Annotated in this window: 23 protein-coding genes and 1 pseudogene; 21 read left to right on the forward strand and 3 right to left on the reverse strand. The window is 39.4% G+C overall.

What is annotated here, in order from left to right; genetic code table 11:
• Positions 1–34 precede the first annotated feature (34 nt).
• Genes JCM10596_RS07615 through JCM10596_RS07635 form a run of 7 tightly spaced genes read left to right on the forward strand, consistent with a single transcriptional unit; the run spans position 35 to position 5258 of the window.
• Positions 35–1159 carry a YheC/YheD family protein gene (locus tag JCM10596_RS07615; RefSeq protein ID WP_025026602.1) on the forward strand — a complete coding sequence of 375 codons (1125 nt, stop codon included), beginning with the start codon at positions 35–37 and terminating at the stop codon, positions 1157–1159.
• Complete coding sequence (locus tag JCM10596_RS24475; RefSeq protein WP_199900121.1) at positions 1119–1658, forward strand: acylneuraminate cytidylyltransferase family protein; 540 nt, start codon at positions 1119–1121, stop codon at positions 1656–1658. Before JCM10596_RS07615 ends, JCM10596_RS24475 begins: the two co-directional genes overlap by 41 nt.
• Positions 1619–1837, forward strand: coding sequence for a glycosyltransferase family protein (locus tag JCM10596_RS29725; protein ID WP_199900122.1), 219 nt, complete (start codon positions 1619–1621; stop codon positions 1835–1837). The genes JCM10596_RS24475 and JCM10596_RS29725 overlap by 40 nt, the downstream gene beginning before the upstream one ends.
• Positions 1824–2828, forward strand: coding sequence for a Gfo/Idh/MocA family oxidoreductase (locus tag JCM10596_RS07625; protein ID WP_025026603.1), 1005 nt, complete (start codon positions 1824–1826; stop codon positions 2826–2828). Before JCM10596_RS29725 ends, JCM10596_RS07625 begins: the two co-directional genes overlap by 14 nt.
• Entirely contained in the window at positions 2813–3055 is a 243-nt protein-coding gene (locus JCM10596_RS29115; protein WP_148302534.1) for a Rossmann-fold NAD(P)-binding domain-containing protein, read from the forward strand. Before JCM10596_RS07625 ends, JCM10596_RS29115 begins: the two co-directional genes overlap by 16 nt.
• Positions 2992–3813 (forward strand): Gfo/Idh/MocA family oxidoreductase, encoded by an 822-nt coding sequence (locus JCM10596_RS24480; protein WP_051541232.1) that lies wholly within the window; start codon positions 2992–2994, stop codon positions 3811–3813. Before JCM10596_RS29115 ends, JCM10596_RS24480 begins: the two co-directional genes overlap by 64 nt.
• Positions 3792–5258 carry a CDP-glycerol glycerophosphotransferase family protein gene (locus tag JCM10596_RS07635; RefSeq protein ID WP_025026604.1) on the forward strand — a complete coding sequence of 489 codons (1467 nt, stop codon included), beginning with the start codon at positions 3792–3794 and terminating at the stop codon, positions 5256–5258. Before JCM10596_RS24480 ends, JCM10596_RS07635 begins: the two co-directional genes overlap by 22 nt.
• A 50-nt stretch (positions 5259–5308) precedes the next feature.
• Here JCM10596_RS07635 and JCM10596_RS07640 read toward each other — a convergent pair whose 3' ends face one another.
• Both JCM10596_RS07640 and JCM10596_RS07645 read right to left on the reverse strand, forming a co-directional pair.
• On the reverse strand, positions 5309–6100 hold the full coding sequence (locus JCM10596_RS07640) for an SDR family NAD(P)-dependent oxidoreductase (RefSeq protein WP_025026605.1): 792 nt from the start codon (positions 6098–6100) through the stop codon (positions 5309–5311).
• 22 nt (positions 6101–6122) lie between these two features.
• A complete protein-coding gene (locus tag JCM10596_RS07645) occupies positions 6123–7148 on the reverse strand; it encodes a CobW family GTP-binding protein (protein ID WP_025026606.1) in 1026 nt (341 codons plus the stop codon).
• 226 nt (positions 7149–7374) lie between these two features.
• Here JCM10596_RS07645 and JCM10596_RS07650 point away from each other — a divergent pair, with 226 nt between their 5' ends.
• From JCM10596_RS07650 to JCM10596_RS07695, 10 genes are all read left to right on the forward strand, one after another.
• Positions 7375–8508 (forward strand): metal ABC transporter solute-binding protein, Zn/Mn family, encoded by a 1134-nt coding sequence (locus JCM10596_RS07650; protein ID WP_025026607.1) that lies wholly within the window; start codon positions 7375–7377, stop codon positions 8506–8508.
• Positions 8508–9278, forward strand: coding sequence for a metal ABC transporter ATP-binding protein (locus tag JCM10596_RS07655; protein WP_025026608.1), 771 nt, complete (start codon positions 8508–8510; stop codon positions 9276–9278). Before JCM10596_RS07650 ends, JCM10596_RS07655 begins: the two co-directional genes overlap by 1 nt.
• Before the next feature lie 10 nt (positions 9279–9288).
• Positions 9289–10140, forward strand: a complete 852-nt coding sequence (locus JCM10596_RS07660; RefSeq protein WP_025026609.1) for a metal ABC transporter permease — start codon at positions 9289–9291, stop codon at positions 10138–10140.
• A 121-nt stretch (positions 10141–10261) separates the two neighbouring features.
• On the forward strand, positions 10262–11116 hold the full coding sequence (locus JCM10596_RS07665) for a metal ABC transporter permease (protein WP_025026610.1): 855 nt from the start codon (positions 10262–10264) through the stop codon (positions 11114–11116).
• Positions 11113–11532, forward strand: a complete 420-nt coding sequence (locus JCM10596_RS07670; RefSeq protein ID WP_025026611.1) for a Fur family transcriptional regulator — start codon at positions 11113–11115, stop codon at positions 11530–11532. The genes JCM10596_RS07665 and JCM10596_RS07670 overlap by 4 nt, the downstream gene beginning before the upstream one ends.
• Positions 11529–12581, forward strand: coding sequence for a permease (locus tag JCM10596_RS07675; RefSeq protein ID WP_081791949.1), 1053 nt, complete (start codon positions 11529–11531; stop codon positions 12579–12581). Before JCM10596_RS07670 ends, JCM10596_RS07675 begins: the two co-directional genes overlap by 4 nt.
• Positions 12582–12600: 19 nt before the next feature.
• Positions 12601–13548 (forward strand): TIGR03943 family putative permease subunit, encoded by a 948-nt coding sequence (locus JCM10596_RS07680; RefSeq protein WP_025026613.1) that lies wholly within the window; start codon positions 12601–12603, stop codon positions 13546–13548.
• Between the two features lie 193 nt (positions 13549–13741).
• The gene (gene ablB / locus JCM10596_RS07685) at positions 13742–14590 is read left to right on the forward strand and encodes a putative beta-lysine N-acetyltransferase (protein ID WP_025026614.1); all 849 of its coding nucleotides are present in this window, start codon (positions 13742–13744) and stop codon (positions 14588–14590) included.
• Between the two features lie 122 nt (positions 14591–14712).
• On the forward strand, positions 14713–15441 hold the full coding sequence (locus tag JCM10596_RS07690; protein WP_025026615.1) for a class I SAM-dependent methyltransferase: 729 nt from the start codon (positions 14713–14715) through the stop codon (positions 15439–15441).
• A 55-nt stretch (positions 15442–15496) separates the two neighbouring features.
• Positions 15497–15715 carry a DUF1540 domain-containing protein gene (locus tag JCM10596_RS07695; protein ID WP_025026616.1) on the forward strand — a complete coding sequence of 73 codons (219 nt, stop codon included), beginning with the start codon at positions 15497–15499 and terminating at the stop codon, positions 15713–15715.
• A gap of 12 nt (positions 15716–15727) precedes the next feature.
• Here the strand turns inward: JCM10596_RS07695 and JCM10596_RS07700 are convergent, their stop codons facing one another.
• Positions 15728–16321 carry a 5' nucleotidase, NT5C type gene (locus tag JCM10596_RS07700; protein WP_148302535.1) on the reverse strand — a complete coding sequence of 198 codons (594 nt, stop codon included), beginning with the start codon at positions 16319–16321 and terminating at the stop codon, positions 15728–15730.
• 137 nt (positions 16322–16458) lie between these two features.
• Here JCM10596_RS07700 and JCM10596_RS30090 point away from each other — a divergent pair, with 137 nt between their 5' ends.
• The 4 genes and pseudogenes from JCM10596_RS30090 (at position 16459) to JCM10596_RS24495 (ending at position 20314) form a co-directional block, all read left to right on the forward strand.
• On the forward strand, positions 16459–17073 hold the full coding sequence (locus JCM10596_RS30090) for a DUF308 domain-containing protein (protein WP_025026618.1): 615 nt from the start codon (positions 16459–16461) through the stop codon (positions 17071–17073).
• A gap of 145 nt (positions 17074–17218) precedes the next feature.
• Positions 17219–18379: a cysteine desulfurase family protein gene (locus JCM10596_RS07710; protein ID WP_025026619.1), complete on the forward strand. Its 1161-nt coding sequence runs from the start codon at positions 17219–17221 to the stop codon at positions 18377–18379.
• A gap of 9 nt (positions 18380–18388) precedes the next feature.
• Positions 18389–19632: pseudogene (thiI, locus tag JCM10596_RS24490) on the forward strand (tRNA uracil 4-sulfurtransferase ThiI).
• Positions 19633–19747: 115 nt separating this feature from the next.
• Positions 19748–20314, forward strand: coding sequence for a YkoP family protein (locus tag JCM10596_RS24495; protein WP_025026620.1), 567 nt, complete (start codon positions 19748–19750; stop codon positions 20312–20314).

Consider the following 20314-nt stretch of genomic DNA (forward strand, 5'->3'; position numbering starts at 1 on the left):
AGGGGTTGAGTAAAGCAAATAAGGATTTGGTGAGATGCTCGGTATTGTTTTTTCTGCCAAGAAATTAAAAAAAATTGTGAACGGTAAAGAAACTCAGGAAAACATGGAATTTTATTACCGGCTTGCAGAATTCTATCAGGTTGACTTATTTATGTACGACCTTCAAGGGCTATTGCGTTCTACGGACAAGGTAAAGGGGTATTTTTATTCTTCTGACCAAAAGAGCTTAGAACTCAAGGAAGATAGGATTCCGCCGATAAACCTTTTTCGTGCCGTATTTTATAAAAAAAAGACTCACTTTCGTCTGAAACAAATAGAGTCTAGAGCGAACTGTACGTTTATTAATTTAATAGGTGAAAGGAATAAATGGCATATCTACTCTATTTTGCGTAGAAAAAAATATCTTCTTCCCTTTCTTCCTCAAACGATGGAATTTAGTCAGGCTGCTTTAGAGAGATTTCTTACGACCTATAGTGAGGTTGTAATCAAGCCAGTGAATGGAGCATTTGGAAGTAGGATCCTTGTTGTAAAGGGAAGGAAAAGAAAGAAACAGGTGAAATATACAGAACGAAAAAAAGTCAGGACAGTAAACATGTTGGACAAAGATCTGTATCCCTTTCTATTACACCGAATGGGTACGACACGCTCTTACCTCATACAACCCTATCTTTCTTTGCAAGAATATAATGGGTCAAAATATGATCTTAGAGTATCCGTTCAAAAGGGAAGAGCAGGTAGGTGGGAGATTACCGGAATCGTTGCAAGAGTTGCTAGGGAAAATGGGATTGTAACGAATGTGGCACAAGGAGGAGCGGCTGTATCTTATTTTGAAGTGAAAGGGCTCATTCAACCGGAAATCATGGAAGGGATAAAGGAATTAAGTTTAAGTATTGCTCGGGAAATAGAGCAGGATCAACCAATGGCAGCGGACCTAGGAGTTGATCTGGCGATTGATAAAAAGGATAGAATTTGGCTTATTGAAGTCAACTTTTGTGATGAAAGATACGCTTATAGAGAGTCAGGTGACTTAAAAATGTGGTGCAACTCATATCGTTATCCTTTTGAGTATGCCCTGAATCTTTATCAAAAAAGTTTGGAGAAAGGAGGAGCGGATCTAGATGATCAAGGGGAAAAGAGTCGTGGCATTAATCCCAGCTAGAGGGGGGAGTAAGTCCATTCCTTTGAAAAACATTAAACCTCTAGCAGGAAAGCCACTAATCGCTTATACCATCATACTCGCTAAGAAGATGCAAGAAATCGATCGAGTGATTGTATCGACAGATGATCAGCGAATCGCTGAAGTAGCCCGAAAGTATGGTGCTGAGGTGAGTATAAGACCCGCTACTCTAGCGGAAGATGATTCTTTGCCGATCGATGTGATTCGCTATCATATCAAGAAACTAAAGGAAGAAAAAGATCCTGCTGAGTATATGCTTTATCTAGAGCCAACCTGTCCCTTACGAACAGAACAGGATATTGCCCAATCCCTCATTCTACTAACCCACCCCAAAAGAAAGTACCACTCTGTAGCCACATTCTCCGAAGCTGAGCTTAATCCACACCGCGCATGGAAAATAGTCAATAATAGCCCCATTCCCTTTATCCCAGAAGCTAACCCTTGGTTACCAAGCAAAAGCAGCCAAAAGCGCTCCAATTAAATGGTGCTGTCTACGCCTTTCAAATGGATCAAATCCATGATCTTTCCCCCCACTTATTACCCGAAGAACGAGGAGCTGTGATTATACCCAGAGAGAATGGAATTGATATCGATGATGAATTGGATTTTGTAATTGCTGAAAAAATCATGGAGAGGAGGATCACCAATGCGGGACTTTGATCCCTCTCCTTCAGTCGTAAGAATTACAATCATCGGGGCAGGGCAGATGGGAATTCGTCATTTACAGGCGATAGCCAAATTAGATCGTCCATCCATCGTCGAAGTAGTAGACCCATCCTCCACGGCTCTGCAACAGGCAAAAAACTCTCTTCAAAGTATGTCTTGTCGAGGCTTGATTCAAAAAACAATCTTTTCATCCTCTGTAACGACACTGACGAAGACAAGTGACGTTGCCATAGTTTCCACAAATGCAGCCATACGAAAATCTGTTATTTTTGAGCTTGTAAGCCACAAAAAGGTGAAGTTTTTGATTCTGGAAAAGGTTCTTTTTCAAAGAGCAGGGGATTATCAGGAAGTAGCAGAGTTGTTGGCGCGTCACGGAATTTCCGCTTTTGTCAATTGTCCGTATCGAACGTATTCTTTTTTTCAAAAAGTCAAAGAAAACCTGAAGGATACAATCCTTGATTATAAATATAGTGGTTCTTTCATTGGGATAGGTTGTAACTCCATACATCATCTTGATTTAATCAGCTTTCTAACAGGGGAGAAGAACATCAGATTAAATTCAGCACAGTTAGATGCTGAGGTCATTACAAGTAAACGAAATGGGTTCATTGAATTTACTGGAACTTTATATGGGTATACCAATCAGGGAAGTAGGTGTACGATTACATCCTACAAGCATGAAGGCGTTCCACCTCTTTTGCAAATCATCAGTACCAAAGCCATCTACCTGATCCCTTTAATGGGAAGCAGTGCGCTGGTGGCAGAAGCAGCAAATAACTGGAGATGGAAACAGGTTCCGTACAGTATGCCCTTGCAGAGTGAGTGGACCCACCGGTACATTCAAGACTTACTTGATAGAAAGACATGTGACTTAGCTACTTATGACAAATCGATGATGTTGCATATGGAATTCATTCGGGTACTTCTCTCTTTTTTGCAAAAACAATCTCCTGATCGTGAGGTGAGTGTATGTCCAATAACATAGATAAATCAATCTTACTTGTGGGGGCAGGTCGAATGGCCATCGAGTATGCGAGGGTTTTACAAGCCTTGTCCTGTCCTTTTCAAGTTGTTGGCAGGAGCCTTCAATCTGCACAAACCTTTTTAGAAAAGACAGGAGTCCCCGCCTATACAGGAGGAATTGAAAAATGGACAGAGGAGAGCAGGGACACTCCTCGAATGGCGATTGTAGCATCGGGGCAGAACAGCTAGCTCTGGTCACCATTCGTCTACTAAAAAAAGGAGTAAAACGAATCTTGGTAGAAAAACCAGGTGGATTGAATGAAGCAGAATTAAGAGAAGTTTTACAAGTCATGAAGGAGATGGGAGCACAGGTGCTCATCGGGTACAATCGCAGGTACTATGCAGCTACCCTTAAAGCAGAAGAAATCATACTCTCGGATGGAGGGCTTAGTTCTTTTCATTTTGAATTTAGCGAATGGTCCGACCTTATTGCAAGATCAACAATCGATGAGAGAGTGAAGCGAAATTGGTTAGTTGCCAATTCTTCACATGTAATTGATCTGGCTTTTCATTTAGCAGGATCTCCAAAAGAATTACATGCCCTAACAGCTGGCTGGGTCGATTGGCATCAGGCAGCCGGAGTCTTTAGCGGGGCAGGAAAGGTAGAGTCGGGAGCCTTGTTTTCTTATTTTGCCAATTGGCAAGGACCTGGTGGGTGGGGTTTAGAGTGTATCACTGCACATCATCGCTTGATCTGGAAGCCGTTAGAAACATTGCAAGTACAGAGAATCGCTGAACGTCAAGTTGAACAGGTGGAAATAGAGGATGCTTTTGATCGTCAATTTAAGCCCGGTATCTATAGGCAGACCAAGGCTTTTATTGAAGAAACGAATGATCATAAGCTAGTCACTCTCGATGAACAAATCGAGAAGTTCAGAACCATCTACTCGAAAATTCTTTGTTTGAATAGAAAAGAGGGGACATCATGTATGGGGAAAAAGAAATAAATGCTCATTATATGTTAAGGTATGGATTAACGAAGGAATTATTTGAGATATTTAGAAAGCTTAAATTTAGGGGGATAGAGATCCCGCTAACGATGATTCGCTCCTTCCATTTATATATTAGACCCCTTGTCAATGCTAATATGGAGAATGAAGAAAGGGTATCCGACCTACAAGCGAGGCATGGTCTATATACGATGACTGATATCCAAACAAAGTTGGTTAGATATCCTAAAGTGAAGAGCAATTTTGCACAGGACTCTAGCCGAAAAATGATTACAATGCCAGCTAGACTTGTCTCATTTGCCATTGATCAATTTTCGGATACGCCAATTTTATTAATCATTACCACAGAAAAAGAAAGACAGGACTTGCAAAATATGGTGCTGCCTGCCCATATCGAGGTTTTTGATTATCCTAATGAGGTGAAAAAGGTGGAGGTTCCTCCAGATACCCTTGCTCGTTATAAAAAAAGGGCTGAAAGACGTTTGTATAAAGTAAGAAAGCATAGAGTCTTCGGCAGTTCTACGTTCAAAGTCTGGTTTATGAGACAGTTAGTTCATGGTTTGAAGGTGATAACTCTATTAGATGACCTTCTTCAAAAGAAGCCTATTCGAACCATGATAGATCATGTAGAAATTGTGAATCCAGGAACAACGCTTGCCTTACTTGCCCATAAGTACAATCTTACCTTTGTCAATGCTCCCCTTATGCTCATCACTGATCGGTCTTTGCTCCCAACACGAGCCCATCATTATATAGCATGGGGAAGAAACTATTATCACTGGTTCATGGAGCGAGGGATTCCCGCCTCTAAAATTAAAATTCTTGGGAATCTTAATTTTGAGTATGAAATCAAGAATCAAATTCCTACTTGGGATAAGAAGAAGCTGTGTCAGTATCTATCGATTCCACCAGATCATCTTGTTGTGACGTTTACGACGCAGCCATATGAAAATTCTGTCAATAGCACTGTTATGAATTGGATTAAGCAAGCTACCAGCTCTCTCCCCATTACCTTTCTTATTAAGCCTCATCCTAATGATCGTTTCTCTTATTCGCCCTACCAGACCAATCCCCTCATTAGAAAAATCCCAGAGGAGCTAACTTTGTACGATGTCTTAAATTCTTCTGATATTTTGTTGACCATTTCATCCAATACAGCGATTGAGGCAGCGTTATTTAGACTTGGCATACTGGTTTTACAGCCCCCGTTAGCGTATCATTATGAATCAAATAATAATTCTTTTAATCAGCATTTGGTTCATGCTCAGGCAGGCATTCCCATCTATTCAGGTGTGGAATTAGAGGAGGAACTAGGAAAATTAAGCAGAGATAGTGAATACAAGCAAAAGTTGATTCAGCAGGGCAGAATGTTTCTCAGAAATACCTTGCTGAGTTCAGAAAGTACTTCCAAGCAAATCCGAAGATGGATTGAATCTTTATAGTCCATCTTCAGATTGGCACTTTTTCATGTTCTAACTGATGGAAGTCTACTTTATTTTTTGTGAAGGAATTTAGAGGCGAAATGGTCCATCCCAGTTGGAAAAAGGTGAAATAGCCGACTGCCTAATTCCATCCAGAAAGGAAGATTCACTTCTCTTTTTGGTTTAATGATGACATCAATGATCCTTTCGGCGACATAATCAGGATCTAACATATATTTGTCAATATTTTTGGTATACTTGCCGCTCTGATCAGCGATTTCAAAAAAAGGGGTACGAATGGGTCCCGGATTAATCGAAGTGACATAGATGTTATTTTCTTTTAACTCGTGGCGTAGACTATTCGTAAATCCTAGCAAAGCATGTTTACTCGCATTATAGGCACTAGATTTGGGTGTGCCTACCTTTCCAGCCTGCGACGCTATGTTAATGATATGTCCCTTTCTAGCAGAAATCATTGAGTTTACCACTTGCTTGATACAATAGACAGCGCCAAAATAATTTACTTGCATCATCTTTTCAAAGCTTTCTTCAGGAGCTTCTTGAAAAAGCTCAAAAACCCCATATCCCGCATTATTGATTAACACATCAATCTGTGGATAGATTTCAGCAATCTGACGAAAGGTATCTCGCACCTGTTCGATCTTAGAAACGTCTGCTGTAAAATAGTGAATTTCCTTTTGGGTCAAGGATTGAATCTCACGAGCCACCTTCTGTAATTTTTCTTCAGATCGAGCGATGAGAATGGGATGTCCTTGATATTGTGCTACTTTTTGGACAAGCATTCTCCCTAATCCGCTGGAGGCACCGGTTACGATCACCGTTTTTCCTGATAGCTGCTTCATGTCATTCTCCTTTCATCCGTTCTTAGGATAACCAATTGTTTTTAGCGCGTTCGTAAGAGTCGAATAGAGCTTGATTATCTAAGTTCGTCCCGATCAGGATAAGACAAGAAGCATGTTTACCTTCATCCATTACAGGAGAGAATTGAACTTGATTGGAGGCATATTGAAATTGGACCCATTTGGTAGGATGGTCTTGAATTTGAAGCACTCCTTTGGCACGCAAAACTTCCTTAGGCAGGGAAGAAAGCCATTTTTCCAGTTCACTTTTTGAAAGCATAGGAACATCATCAATTTTAAGAGTTTGAAAAACGGAATGGTGATGGTGTCCATGATGGTGTTCATGACCATGACTATGTGAATGAAGGTGTTTTTTTGCAGAAGCTTTCTCTTCTGATGGAGAGTGATAGATTGTACTAAACTTAGAGTTCCAGACGGCCTCCAAATCAATTTCAGCATTTTTGGTTTCAAGAAGCAGCGTATTGGCTGGAATTAATGATTGGACAGCTTGTCTTGCTTTGTTTAATTGTTTTTCGGTCGCAAGGTCTATTTTGTTAAGCACAAGAATAGAACTATGACGTACTTGATCTTTTAATATCGTGCGCACTTCTTTGGAGCTAGAAAAAAAGCTTTGGTACTCCAGAAACTTGCTGGCATCAATCATTCCAATCAGATTGTGGATTTCTAGCTCGTCTATAAACTCGGGCTGGGACAGTGTTTCGATTAGTTCAAGGGGATTAGCAATTCCTGTTCCTTCAATAATAATCAAGTCAGGTTGTTCTGAATCTGGGTGAAGAGATTGAAGAAATCCCTTCAGTTCTCGTGAAAGATCCTGCTGAATGCTACAACAGATACATCCGTTTAGTAATTCGATCAGCCGATGATTTGTAAATAGTGGCTTCTCTACATTTATTTCACCTAATTCATTTAGGATGATAGCAGGAGTTAGCTTTCTAGAATGACAGGATTCAAGGAGATGAAGGAGAAGTGTTGTTTTTCCACTTCCTAAAAACCCTGTAATAATATAAACCGGAATTCTTCTTTTCTTCATGTTTCGATTCCTCCAATCTGAATATCGGTGTTGGCTTTCTCTATTCTAACATAATATTAGTGATAGCAAAGCAGAATCAAGTATAATGACTTGTTATAAATTGGAATCATTATTATTTAATTTGTGAAAGTGGTTTACAAATGAAAAAAAAGCGTATATAATTGCACCTGAGTTAATCGGTATGATTATGATTTATATACTTTTCGTTAACGCTTAGGAGGTCATCATGAAAAAGAAAGCTTTTATTATTATCGTAGGTTTAATGGTTATTTTGTCTCCATTCTTGGTTGGTTGTGCCAATACATCCCAAGATGAAATAGTAGAAACAGGAAGCGAAGAAGGAAGTACGGAAAACAAGGAACCAGCTCTTCTTATTTATACGTCCATGTATCCTTTATATGATTTTGCTTCAAAGATTGCCGGAGATCGTGCTGTCGTTGTGAATTTAGTACCTGCTGGATCTGAGCCCCATGACTATGATCCAACTCCGAAAGATGTGATGGATCTAAGTAAAGCGGATTTATTTATTTATAATGGCGGGGGCTTCGAAAGCTGGATTGAGAAAATAGTAGAAGCTACGAAAAGCAGCAATCCAAACTTAGTCTTAGTAGATACAACAGCTAACATTCAGTTGTTATCCTCTGAAGAAACAGGGCTTAGTGATCATGCGCATGAGCATGAAGATGGACATGATCACGATCACCATGCTAACGAGGACCACCATGATCATGCTCATGAGAGTCACTCCCATGATGATCATGCTCATGAGAAAGAGGAGGAGCACGCTGAAGAAGAGCATGCGAATGAAGAACATGGACATGATCATGGAGAGTTCGATCCGCATGTATGGTTAGACCCTCTTCTTGCCAAGGAGCAGGCAGAAGCAATAAAGAATGCCATTGTGGAATTAAACCCTGAGAATAAGGAATATTATGAGAATAACTTTTCAGAGCTGGCGCTGCAATTTGATTTGCTACATTCTAAGTACGAAGATGTAAGCCAGAATATCTCGATCAAGGACATGGTTGTATCTCATGCCGCGTTTGGTTATTTAGCTCAGCGCTATGGAATTAATCAAATCGCTATTGCAGGTTTAGATCCTACCAATGAGCCAAGTGCGAAACAATTAAAAGAAATAGTTGAATATATGAAGAAACATCAGTTACAATATGTTATGTTTGAAAATTTAGTAACTCCTAAGGTGGCAGAAGTTGTAAGGACAGAGGTAGGAGCAGAAGCCTTAATTCTCCATAATCTTGAGGGGTTGACGAAGGAGGAGCAATCTCAAGGAAAGGATTATTTCTCTATCATGGAGGAAAATCTAGAAAGTCTTAAGCTTGCCTTGGGATATAACAAATAATGAAAAAAGACAGGTCCGTTCCTGCTATTGAATTAAATCATGTTAGCTTTCAGTATGATAGCAAAGCTAAAGTATTGGATGATATCCATTTCACATTAGGCCAAGGAGAATTCCTAGGCCTTTTGGGGCCTAATGGCTCAGGGAAATCGACACTTATTAAAATCATATTAGGGATACTTCAGCCGCAGAAAGGTGAAGTCAGGCTTTTTGGTGAGCCGATGGAGAAATTTAAGGACTGGAGCCGTGTAGGCTATGTGTCGCAGAAGGCAAACAGCTTTAATTCTGGCTTCCCTGCTACTGTATTTGAAGTGGTTTCAACAGGGCTTTTTGGTAAATTAGGACTGTTTCGATGGTTAGGAAAAAAAGAGAAAGCTAGAATCCATCGCGCCATTGATATGGTAGGCTTGAGTGAGTTTAGCTACCAAAATATCGGCAAGCTATCTGGAGGGCAACAGCAAAGAACGTTTATTGCTAGGGCCTTGGTGAGCCAACCGGATTTATTAATTCTGGATGAACCCACAGTTGGAGTAGACTCAGAATCTGTTGATCGGTTTTTTGAATTAATAGAGCATTTGCATCATCATGTTGGAATTTCGATGATTTTGGTCAGTCATGATATTAGCGTGATTACAAGTAAGGTAAGTCAAGTAGCCTGTTTGAATAAACGTATTCATTTTCATGGAAATCCACAAGATTTTTCACAAAATCAAGAAGCGATTTTAGCCACAGCCTATGGACATGACGTTCGGCTTATCGAGCATTCTCATTAAGGAGCAGAGTATGATAGAAGCTTTTTTTCACTTTGAATTTATTCAAAATGCTGTAATTGCTGGAATTGTCATTGGGTTTATTGCTCCCATTCTAGGCGTTTTTCTTGTTGTTCGCCGCTTGTCCATGATTGCAGATGCGTTGTCTCATATCACTCTTTCAGGTATTGCATTTAGCATGTTACTAAGTAAGATGTTTGGCATGTATCTGGGGTGGCTTGCTAGTCTAAACCCAATTTATATGGGGATGCTTTTCTCTGTAATGGGTGCTCTAAGTATAGAGAAGCTGCGCAGAACCTATAAGCATTATGAGGAAATCGCAATTCCCATTATTATGGCGGCTGGCATTGGTTTTGGAGTTGTTTTTATTTCTATGGCTAATGGCTTTAATGTGGATCTTTTTAACTATTTGTTTGGGAGTATTATTGCCATTCGGAGATCAGATATGATTACGATTCTCTTGGTGGGTATCAGTGTTATTCTTTTTGTTCTCTTGTTTTACAAGGAATTGCTTTCTCTTTCATTTGATGAAGAGCATGCTAAGATAACAGGAATTCCAAGGAAAAGTGTTCATTTTCTATTTATTATCGTGGTGGCTCTAGTGATCGCCTCCTCCATGAGAATTGTAGGGATTTTGTTAGTATCGGCCCTCATGGTTTTACCTGTTGCAGCCAGTATTAAAATCGCTAAAAGCTTTAAGCAGTCTATGCTGTATTCTGTTCTATTTGGACAGATCGCTGTACTGTTAGGGCTCTATTTGTCTTTTGAGTGGAATTGGGCACCGGGTGGCACGATTGTTATTATCTCCTTTCTTATTCTATGTGTAGTAATTAGTTGGAAAAAATATATCATTAGAGAAGACTAATGTAGTAAATTTCACCTTACCATTTTCTGAATCATTCTTATTTCCATTGAATTAAGATGAAAGAAACGATAAAATATGCTATAGACAGTTATTATATAAATGAAAAGTGGAACGTACGAGAATGATTGAACTATTATTTGATTTAGAATTTATCCGCAGAGGAATCATAGCAGGTCTTATTGTGGGCTTTATTTGCCCTATCATAGGTTCTTTTCTTGTGGTAAGGAGACTTTCATTGATTTCTGAAGCCTTATCACATATCACGTTAACGGGTGTCGCTTTTGGGATGTTATTCGCTCAAACCTGGATTGTGTTTCAAGGGGTAGACCCTCTCTATTTTGGGTTGCTCTTTGCCTTTTTGGGTGCTTTTTTTATTGAACGAGTACGAAGGATCTTTAAGCATTATCAGGAGCTGTCTATCCCCATTCTTTTATCAGTAGGAATTGGGTTAGGTGTGGTTTTAATGAGCATGGCTAATGGGTTTAATGCTGGCTTGCTCCATTTTTTATTTGGAAGTATTGTTTCTGTTACTGCTGAGGACCTACTATTTGTCCTGATCGCGAGTGTTATTGTATTTAGTCTATTCCTTTTATTCTATAAAGAATTCTTGTCTATCGCTTTTGACGAAGAATTTGCTAAGATCTCTGGGATCCCTAAAAAATGGATTCATTTGTTGTTTTCTTTGTTAGTTGCCTTGACGATATCGATTGCCATGAAGGTGGTAGGGATCTTACTGGTTTCTTCGATGATGACCATTCCAGTTGCGGCTAGTCTGAAGATAGCCAAGAGCTTTAAGCAAGTCATTCTTTATGCTGTCTTGATTGCGGAAAGCTCTATGATAAGTGGGATGATAGTCGGTTATTATCTAGAAATTGCTACAGGAGGCATGGTTGTTGTGTCGGCGATTCTCCATCTCGGTAGCGTTCTATTATATCAAAAGCTAAAGCAGTCATCTTCAAGGGAGGTTAGATCATGAACATTGAAGAAGCATTATCGATTCTAAAATCTAAAGGGTATAAATATACTGGAAAGAGAGAGGAGATGGTGCGTATTTTTTCTAGAGAAAAGCGATATTTATCGGCTAAAGAAATGCTTGAATACATGCAACAAGATTATCCCAATTTAAGCTTTGATACCGTTTACCGGAATCTGAATTTATTTGAAGAGTTGGGAATTGTAGAAACCACACAATTAAACGATGAACGTATTTATCGTTTTTCGTGTGCTCAAGGGCATCACCACCATCACATTATTTGTACAGAGTGTGGTAAGACTCATAAAATTGATGTTTGTCCAATGGATGCCATATTAGGGGAGCCAAAGGGATTTAGAATAACAGGTCATAAATTTGAGATTTATGGTTGCTGTGATGAATGTGGGTTGACCCAATGAAACAAAACCAAGAAATGAGAGGGTCGATCAAATCCATAGGTGCAGATTTAATAGGTATTGCTCTTCTTGGTCTATTTCTCCTCTTGTTCTTTAATGTTGACTATTTCAAAGGCTCGGATGCTTTGATTCAAGTCCCCTCCAGTTGGTTAGATGTGAATACTATTTTTCTAAGTATTGTGATTGAAGCACTTCCATTCATTTTATTGGGCGTTTTTGCCTCTGCCCTGATTCAAATCTATGTGAAGGAGGATATGCTTCAACGCTATATTCCTAAAAACGCTTATGCCGCTCTCCTTCCTGCGACCATCCTCGGAGCCATCTTCCCCATTTGTGAGTGTGCGATTATCCCTGTTGTTAGGCGTTTAATTAAGAAAGGGATGCCTCTTCATATAGGGGTTGTTTTTCTTGTAGCGGCTCCGATTTTGAATCCAGTTGTTGCAGCCTCCACTTTTTTTGCCTTTCGTACAGACTTAAGTGTATTGTACTGGAGAATGGGACTTGCCTTTGTTTTAGCGATGGCGATAGGAGCGGCTCTTTACGTCCTATTTAAGAACAGTAACCAATTGAAGTGGAGCAAGGAGGAGCTTATTGGACAGGGTGGACAACAAGGGGGAGATCCCCAGTCTTCTTCTCCAAAAACACTAAATAAATGGAAGCAAACCTTGTATCACACGACCGATGAATTTTTTGATATGGGAAAATATCTTATTGCTGGGGCTTTTGTAGCCGCCCTCTTCCAAACTTTTCTGGACAGGCAGTTGTTGCTGAGCATTGGGAATGAGGCATGGTCCTCCACTTTAGTGATGATGGCTTTTGCTTTTGTCTTATCTCTCTGTTCGGAAGCGGATGCCTTTGTAGCGGCTTCCTTTGGAAGTACATTTACGACAGGTTCTCTTATTGCGTTCTTAGTCTATGGACCGATGTTAGACCTAAAAAATGTGATCATGATGGTAGCCTACTTTAAGCTAAGATTTGTTCTGGCTTTTATCGCTGTTGTCACGACTGTTGTATTCGTTTCGGTCCTATTATTACAGCTTTATATTCTATGAAAATAAAGGGGATGAAACCATGGAAGAAAGAGATCAAGAATGGGGATTTCATGCGTTTATCCGTGGCATTATTTTGTTTGGCTTTTCGATGCTGATGTTAAGTATGGTGATGTCAGGGAGTATTCAATATTATATTGCTCCTAAAATGCTTCCTTTTATCTATTTTGCCATGATCGTTTTCCTGATATTAAGTGTTGTCCAGATCCTCCGAAGTACTCCTAAGGCTCAGGAGGAGGAATTAGAATGTGATTGTGGGACCGCACATCAGATGCCGGGGAATAGAGGGATTAAGGTGTTGATCTATTCCTTGTTTATCCTTCCTCTCTTAATGGGCTTTGTTTTACCTGATAAAACATTAGACAGCTCCGTTGCGATGAAACGAGGGGTAAACTTGGGGTCAGGAGTTCAATCTAATCTTCTTGCTGATCGCCCTGCTGAAGAGTCTGATTCTGTTTCTTCAGGTACAACAACAAGAGCAGATGAATATTTGGCTAAGCTGGAAGAGGGAGAACCAGTCGAGCATTATTCAGTCGAGGATTTAGCTGGGAGAGATGGATTTGATGATTACTATTCTAAGCTAGCTCAAGAGCTATTTGAGGAAGAAATCATTTACATTGAGGATGATAATTTTCTAGATGTGATGACGGTGCTTGATATGTATCTTGATGAATTCCAAGGAAAAAAAGTGGAATTAGAGGGCTTTGTTTACCGTGAGCCAGGTGTGAAAACGAACGAAATGGTTGTTGCCAGATTTTCAATGACCTGCTGTACAGCAGATTCGTCTGTATATGGATTGTTATCTAAAGGAGAAGAAACAAAAACATATGAGAACGATACATGGGTACGAGTTCAAGGAAGTATAGGAAGATCCGAATTTGGAGGGTGGGTTATCCCCTTGCTCCAGCTTGAACAAATCGTCGAGATCGAGCCACCTGAGAATCAGTACGTCTACCCCAGTTTTTTCTAAAGGATAGGATTTGGCAGGGATATAAAGGAGTTCTAAGAATAGCTTAGATTACTCCTCTATATCCTTTTTTATCGTGTTTCACCCCTCCTTAGCTCCTGATAGGAAGTTTGAGGAAAAATATGCAACCTTGTATAATGAGGAAGCGAGAAAACAAGAGTGAAAAATAAATTGTCTAGGAGGAATGTGAACAAAGATGAGTATTGCTATAGAGGAGTATCAAGAGTTATCAACCTTAGGAAAAGTGATTGATTTAGATCCACATAATCGTCGCATCAAGGTCTATCAGATGCCTCAAGAAGAGGTTTTTCTAGAGGTCAAGGAATCCTTAGAAAAGATGGCGATAGAAAAACAATGTGACAAAATTATTTTTTATTCCAAAGAAGATGAAGTGGATTGCTTGAATCAAGCAGACTGTGAGAAAGAAGGACTTATTCATGGTTTTTTCCAAGGGGAGGATGCTCATATCTACTCTCTATTTTTAAATGAAGAGCGCAATCAGCCGGTCGCTTGGGAACAAGAAAAGAAGGTTATGGAAATTATTAAACAGAATCAAAAGGAAGCATTAGAGCTGGAACTGCCAGATGAATTTACATTACGGAGTGCCAAAATAGACGATGCCCCGCGTATGGCGAAGCTATATGATGATGTTTTTGAAACCTACCCTACTCCGATCAATGAGGCTGAATTTATAGAGGAAATGATGAATGATCATGTCTACTTTACCATTGTAGAACATGATGGAGAATTGGTTAGTGCCTGCTCAGCCGATGTTTTTCCCGCTTTTAATGCAGCAGAAATGACGGATTGTGCAACGCTCCCTCAGTATAGGGGAAGAGGATTGTTATCTCAACAGTTTATTCATTTGGAGAGAAAAATGGAGAATTTAGGAGTACAGACACTTTTTTCCTATTCCAGAGCGGTATCCGTTGGAATGAATTTGATAAATGCTAGGCATGGTTATAAATACGGCGGGAAAATGATTCAAAATAGCAATATTTCCGGTCGACTAGAGGATATGAATATATGGGTCAAAAATCTTTAGAACTTAAATAAAACTAAATATGAACAAATGTAGATCTGCATTCGTCACGACAAAGTCGACGAATGCTTCTTTTTTTTGGTATGATGATATAAGGATGAATTGAGGAAATGAGGGTATGGAGTATGAAGGAACCTTGGTATGTGAAGAGTTTTCAGGAAGATTATTTAAAAATTTATGCTCATAGAACAGATGAAGCGGCAGAGCAAGAAATGAAGCAAATTGTCCAGCTTCTAGACATGCCGAAAGGAAGTCGTGTGCTTGACTTGTGTTGTGGAAACGGAAGGCATAGTAGACAGCTCGCTAAGCTAGATTATCAAGTGACGGGGATTGATTTATCCCATGTATTACTCGATGAAGCTCGTAAAGCCAATTTTGCAGATAAAATTACCTACCTTCAATCTGATGTTCGTGAGCTTTCTTTTGAGGAAGAGTTTGACTATGTGCTTAATCTTTTCACTAGCTTTGGCTACTTTGAGCAAGTGGAAGAGAATCAAAAGGTGTTTCAAGCCATCTACAGAGCATTAAAAGGAGGAGGAGTCTTTCTCATTGATTTTCTAAATCCCGGCTATATCCGTAAGAATCTGGTACCTGAGAGCTATCGAGAATCTGGTGAGCTGAAGATCAGAGAGAAAAGGCGAATTGAAAAAAATCAGGTGATCAAGGATATACATATAGAACAGGAAGGGGCAGAAAGGCAGTATCAAGAAAAGGTAAACTTATTTGAGTACGAAGAGATGGTGCAGATGCTCCAAGCGAGTGGACTAACCACTGAGCGAGTTTATGGAGCTTTTGATTTACAGCCTTATGATGAAGCTGACTCTCCAAGAATGATATTGATTGGTAAGAAATAAGTGGTCTAAATCCTCCTTAATTAGAGATGATAAAGGTACAAGGGGGGATATACAAATGCCAAAACCAAGTGTAAATTGTAGTGTAGCCAATTGTACCTTTTGGGCAGAGGGAAATAAATGTTCTGCAGACAGCATTCTGATTGAGGTTGATGCACACGCGAATCAAGATTATCAAATTGAAGCTGGTACGATGATTGGTGAAGATCGCCATGAAGATTCGGCTAGCTCTGTAGCGGCAACCTGTTGTCACACCTTTAAACCCAAAAAACAATAATGCCAAAGGCTCCTAACGATGACTGTTAGGAGCTTTTCTTCTTGCATACTGATCCACATAGCTTTTAGCTTCTAGCCAATTGGTGACTCGATGGACTAAAGAATGCTCGTTTCCTTGATTATAAGGCGTATTGAATAAAAGCACGGGAATGGCAACAGTTTCCGCAATTTCATTGGCGTTATCAAGCTTGTCTTCAAAAAATAACTCTATGCCCTTTTCTTTTGTTATTTGGATTTTGTTATGTGATCCTGTTAACAGGATTTCATCAAAGGGGATGGAATGTTCGGCAAACCAGTTTAGTGTTAATTCATGATGTTTTTTATGCCTTGCGCTTATGTAGATGAGGTGATGCTTTTCTTTCCATTCTGTTAATATTTCTTTGGCTGATTCAGCCAAATCAGCTTGAGCATAAATGGGGCCAGCGTTCTTGGAAAACCAGGTGAAAAACTCTTTGTCGGTGATCCCATATAACGGAGAAAGATGGAATTGTGTAATGTCTTCAAAAGATAAATGTTTGTTAAAGGCTTTATTAATGTGGGGAATAAATGTGGCTGGATCTGTAATGGTTCCATCGATATCTAGTCCAAGGGTTAATTGATTGTTCATAATTTCTCCTCCAATTTGCAATACCATATCTTTCAGCCAATGTTTCAGTTGGAACTGCTTATACTATGTAATACAACGGAACCTGCCTTATAGGATGGCTACCGTTGATTATACCACAAGGAAATGAGGGATTGTGAGTGAGAGAAGATCGTACAGACCTACCTCATGACCAGGTTGCCCAAGACAATGATGGTCAAATGACAAAAGAAGGGCAAAGTGTGGATATCCCTACAATTGGGTATGATGAGCGTGCAACTGGGATGTCACAACCCATGGGAGTAGATGAGGAACTTCCAGGTGTAGATACTGGTGAATTCACTCGTCAGAATGCTCCAGATGAGCTTTATGCAGAGAATAATATAGGAACTGGTTTCAATGAAAAAAGGATGTATGATGAGAATCCTGACGAGGAAACAGCGGCAGAGGTTTCTCCAATGACACAAGGTTCCTATCTACCAAGGGATCGTCAACAGGAATCACCTGATACAGAATTTGAAGGTGACAGACGTGAACAAATGCAAAACATTGAAACAATGGAGGAACAAGAAGCAGGAGGAACAGGTTTAGGATGGACAGCTCTTGTTCTATCCATCATTTCTCTCTTTTTCCTCCCGCTTTTAACGGCTTCAATCGGGGTAATTACCGGATTCTTTGCTTTTCGTAACGGCGCTAGAACCTTAGGAATGTGGGCTATAGCCATTGGGTTATTTTCCATTGTACTCGGATTATTTTTTACCCCATTCGTTCGGTAAGAGTACCTCAAGAATGAGTAAGTTGGCTCCTATCCGTCAGGATTAGGAGTCTTTTTAGCATATTGTTAAGTCTACCCTCTTTTTTCCTTGATTATTATATGATAACATTGTCGATGATTAGAATTGACTTCAAGGGAGTTAGAACATGAACGTTTATTTTGATAACAGTGCAACGACTCAGCCTTTACCAGAAGTAATAAAATCAATGGTAGAAGTGTCAGAGCGTTACTATGGAAATCCTTCCTCTTTACATCATTTGGGTGTTGAGGTTGAACATTTAATAAAAAAATCAAAAGAAGTCATCTCCAAATCACTAGGAATTGGGATGAATGAAATCTGTTTTACATCAGGTGGAACGGAAAGTAACAATTTAGCTATCAAAGGAGCCGCTTTTCAATTCCAAAATAGAGGAAAGCATCTAATCACCAGTGAAATTGAACACCCTTCTGTTTATGAAGTGTTTCAAGTGCTACAGAAGCAATTTGGATTTAGGGTGACGTTTTTACCTGTTAATGCCGAAGGGAAAGTTTCGGTTGCTGATCTGGAAGAAGCTATTTGTCCAGATACCATTCTGGTTTCCATCATGCACGTGAATAATGAAACCGGGACTATTCAGCCTATTGAAGAAGTGGGACCTCTCTTGAAGAAATATCCCAAGATCTTATTTCATGTGGATGCAGTCCAGAGTATTGGAAAGATTCCTCTAGATATCAAAGGAGCTGGAATTGATCTTTTAAGTATCTCTGGTCATAAATTTCACGCTCCAAAAGGAACGGGCATCTTATATGTCCGTGAAGGGTTGATTCTCTCTCCTTTATTTCACGGGGGAGAACAGCAGCAAGGTTTGCGACCAGGAACAGAAAACGTACCTGGAATCGTCGGTTTAGCAAAAGCCATTCGGATTAATGCAGAAAATGGAAAACAGGATAATATGTATTTACAACAGCTAAAGGAGAGATTTATCATAGGGTTAAAAGAAAGCTCCATTTCCTTTATCATAAATTCGAATGAAAAGGAGAAAGGGGGAGCTCCTCATATTGTAAACATTTCCCTTCCTGGTTTAAAGGCGGAAGTCATTGTCCATGCCTTAGAGGAAAAAGGAATTTATGTATCGACCAAATCAGCTTGTTCCTCAAAAAAAAATAAACCGAGTAGAGTACTAACCGCAATGGGGCTAAGGGAAGAATATTCTTTATCTTCCTTACGATTTAGTTTCTCAAAGCATAACACAATAGAAGAAATCGACTATTGTCTTAGTGTAATGGAGGAAATCCTCCCATATTATCAAAATATCATGAAGGTGTAGGGTAACATTATGGATCAGTTAAAACAGCAATATGAATTTATTCTCATTAGACTTGGAGAAATCGCCTTAAAGGGAAAGAATCGAAAACATTTTGAGGTTCAACTCCAAGAGAATTTAAAAATGCATCTAAAGGATCTAGATGTACGGATATCAAGAACGTTTGGGAGAATGTATATTCATCTTAATGGAGCTGCATTTGATGAGGTGGCAGAGCGTTTAAAGCATGTCTTTGGAATTACCTCTTTCAGTCCAGCTATTAAATCTGACTTAGAGCTTGATCATATTAAACAAGCAGCCTTGAAGGCTGTCCTAGCTGTACATCCGCAGCCGAAAACATTTAAAGTACGAGTCAAGCGCCCTAACAAATCTTTCCCTATTAAATCTAGTGAAATGAATGGAGAATTAGGAGCTCATATCTTAGTCAATACAGAGCATTTGACTGTTGATGTGCATAATCCAGATATTGAGGTGGCAGTGGAAATTAGAGAAGAAGGCGCTTATATTATGTGTCAGAGGATTCCAGGTGCAGGTGGACTTCCTGTGGGTACAAGTGGAAAAGTGATGTTAATGCTCTCGGGTGGAATTGACAGCCTGTAGCGGGATATCTTTCTCTCAAAAGAGGATTGCGCTTCGAGGGAGTTCATTTTCACAGTTATCCTTTTACGAGCGAAAGAGCAAAACAAAAGGTGGTTGATTTAACGAAGAAATTAACGAAATATGCAGGAAACCTAAAGCTGCATGTCGTTCCATTCACAGAAATCCAAACACAGATCCGTGAGCATGTCCCAGATGATTACAGTATTACAATTATGCGTCGTATCATGCTGCGGATTACAGAAAGATTAGCCGAAAAGCACAAAGCTCTTGGAATTGCATCAGGAGAAAACCTAGGGCAAGTGGCAAGCCAGACTTTGCAAAGTATGAACACGATTAATGAAGTGACAAATATGCCCATCATCCGTCCATTAGTGACCATGGACAAATTAGAAATTATTGATATTGCTCAAAAAATTGATACATTTGATCTATCGATTCTTCCATACGAGGATTGTTGCACCATTTTTCAGCCTAAATCACCTAAGACAAAACCCAGTAAAAAGATGTCTCATAAATTTGAACAGCGTCTTGACTTAGAAGCATTGATCGAGCAAGCCATTGAAAATACGGAAAGCTTGTGGTTTTCCTATAAGGAGAATAATCAACGTCATGCACAGGAGCAACAAGAAGGTGGAGAATTTGACTCCCTTTTTTAAACAATAGTAACTTAGTTTGTATATTCCCTATTCTTTTTCCATTCAGGAGGATAGGGAATTTTTTTTATTAAATGTTGCATAATAATTGTAGCCTTATTTGAGAGGAGAGGTAAGGGTGAAGGAAATAGCACTGATGCTTTGGGGACTCTGGGATCGGATTTATTATACCTTTAGCCGTTTGCAATTCGTCTCAAAGGAAGACAATTTATTTCGAATCGTTCGTAAAAAGTATAGAGGGGTTCCCTTGCAGACGAAATCAGGTCAGTGGATTCATAAGGGAGATGAAATCATCAAGCTTCATATCTATAATTATAGACTGGCAAAGGAAATTAATAAGCATGGGACAGAGGTTTCTATGGGCTTATATATGAAAAGAGAAATCGAAAAATCAATGATTGGTCTAAGTGAATTTTTAGCAAGTCAGCCAGATATTAAGAAGGTCAAAGCGATCGTAGGTACGTCAATGCTAAACAGGGGAGCTGAAAGACTTGGATTTGCTTTACAAGAGGTAAGTCCTTCTTGGTATTTCAGATATAAATCCTTTCTTTTTAAAATCATTTATTTATTGGTACATCCTTTTGGCTATGCCTATTTAAAACAACATGGTAAAAGACTTCAATCAAAACATATGATCATGTCGATAGATGAATTATTTGATCTATATTTGGATCGGAGCCGATAA

It is taken from the genome of Caldalkalibacillus mannanilyticus JCM 10596 (assembly GCF_000615945.1).
Classification (GTDB): domain Bacteria; phylum Bacillota; class Bacilli; order Caldalkalibacillales; family JCM-10596; genus Bacillus_AT; species Bacillus_AT mannanilyticus.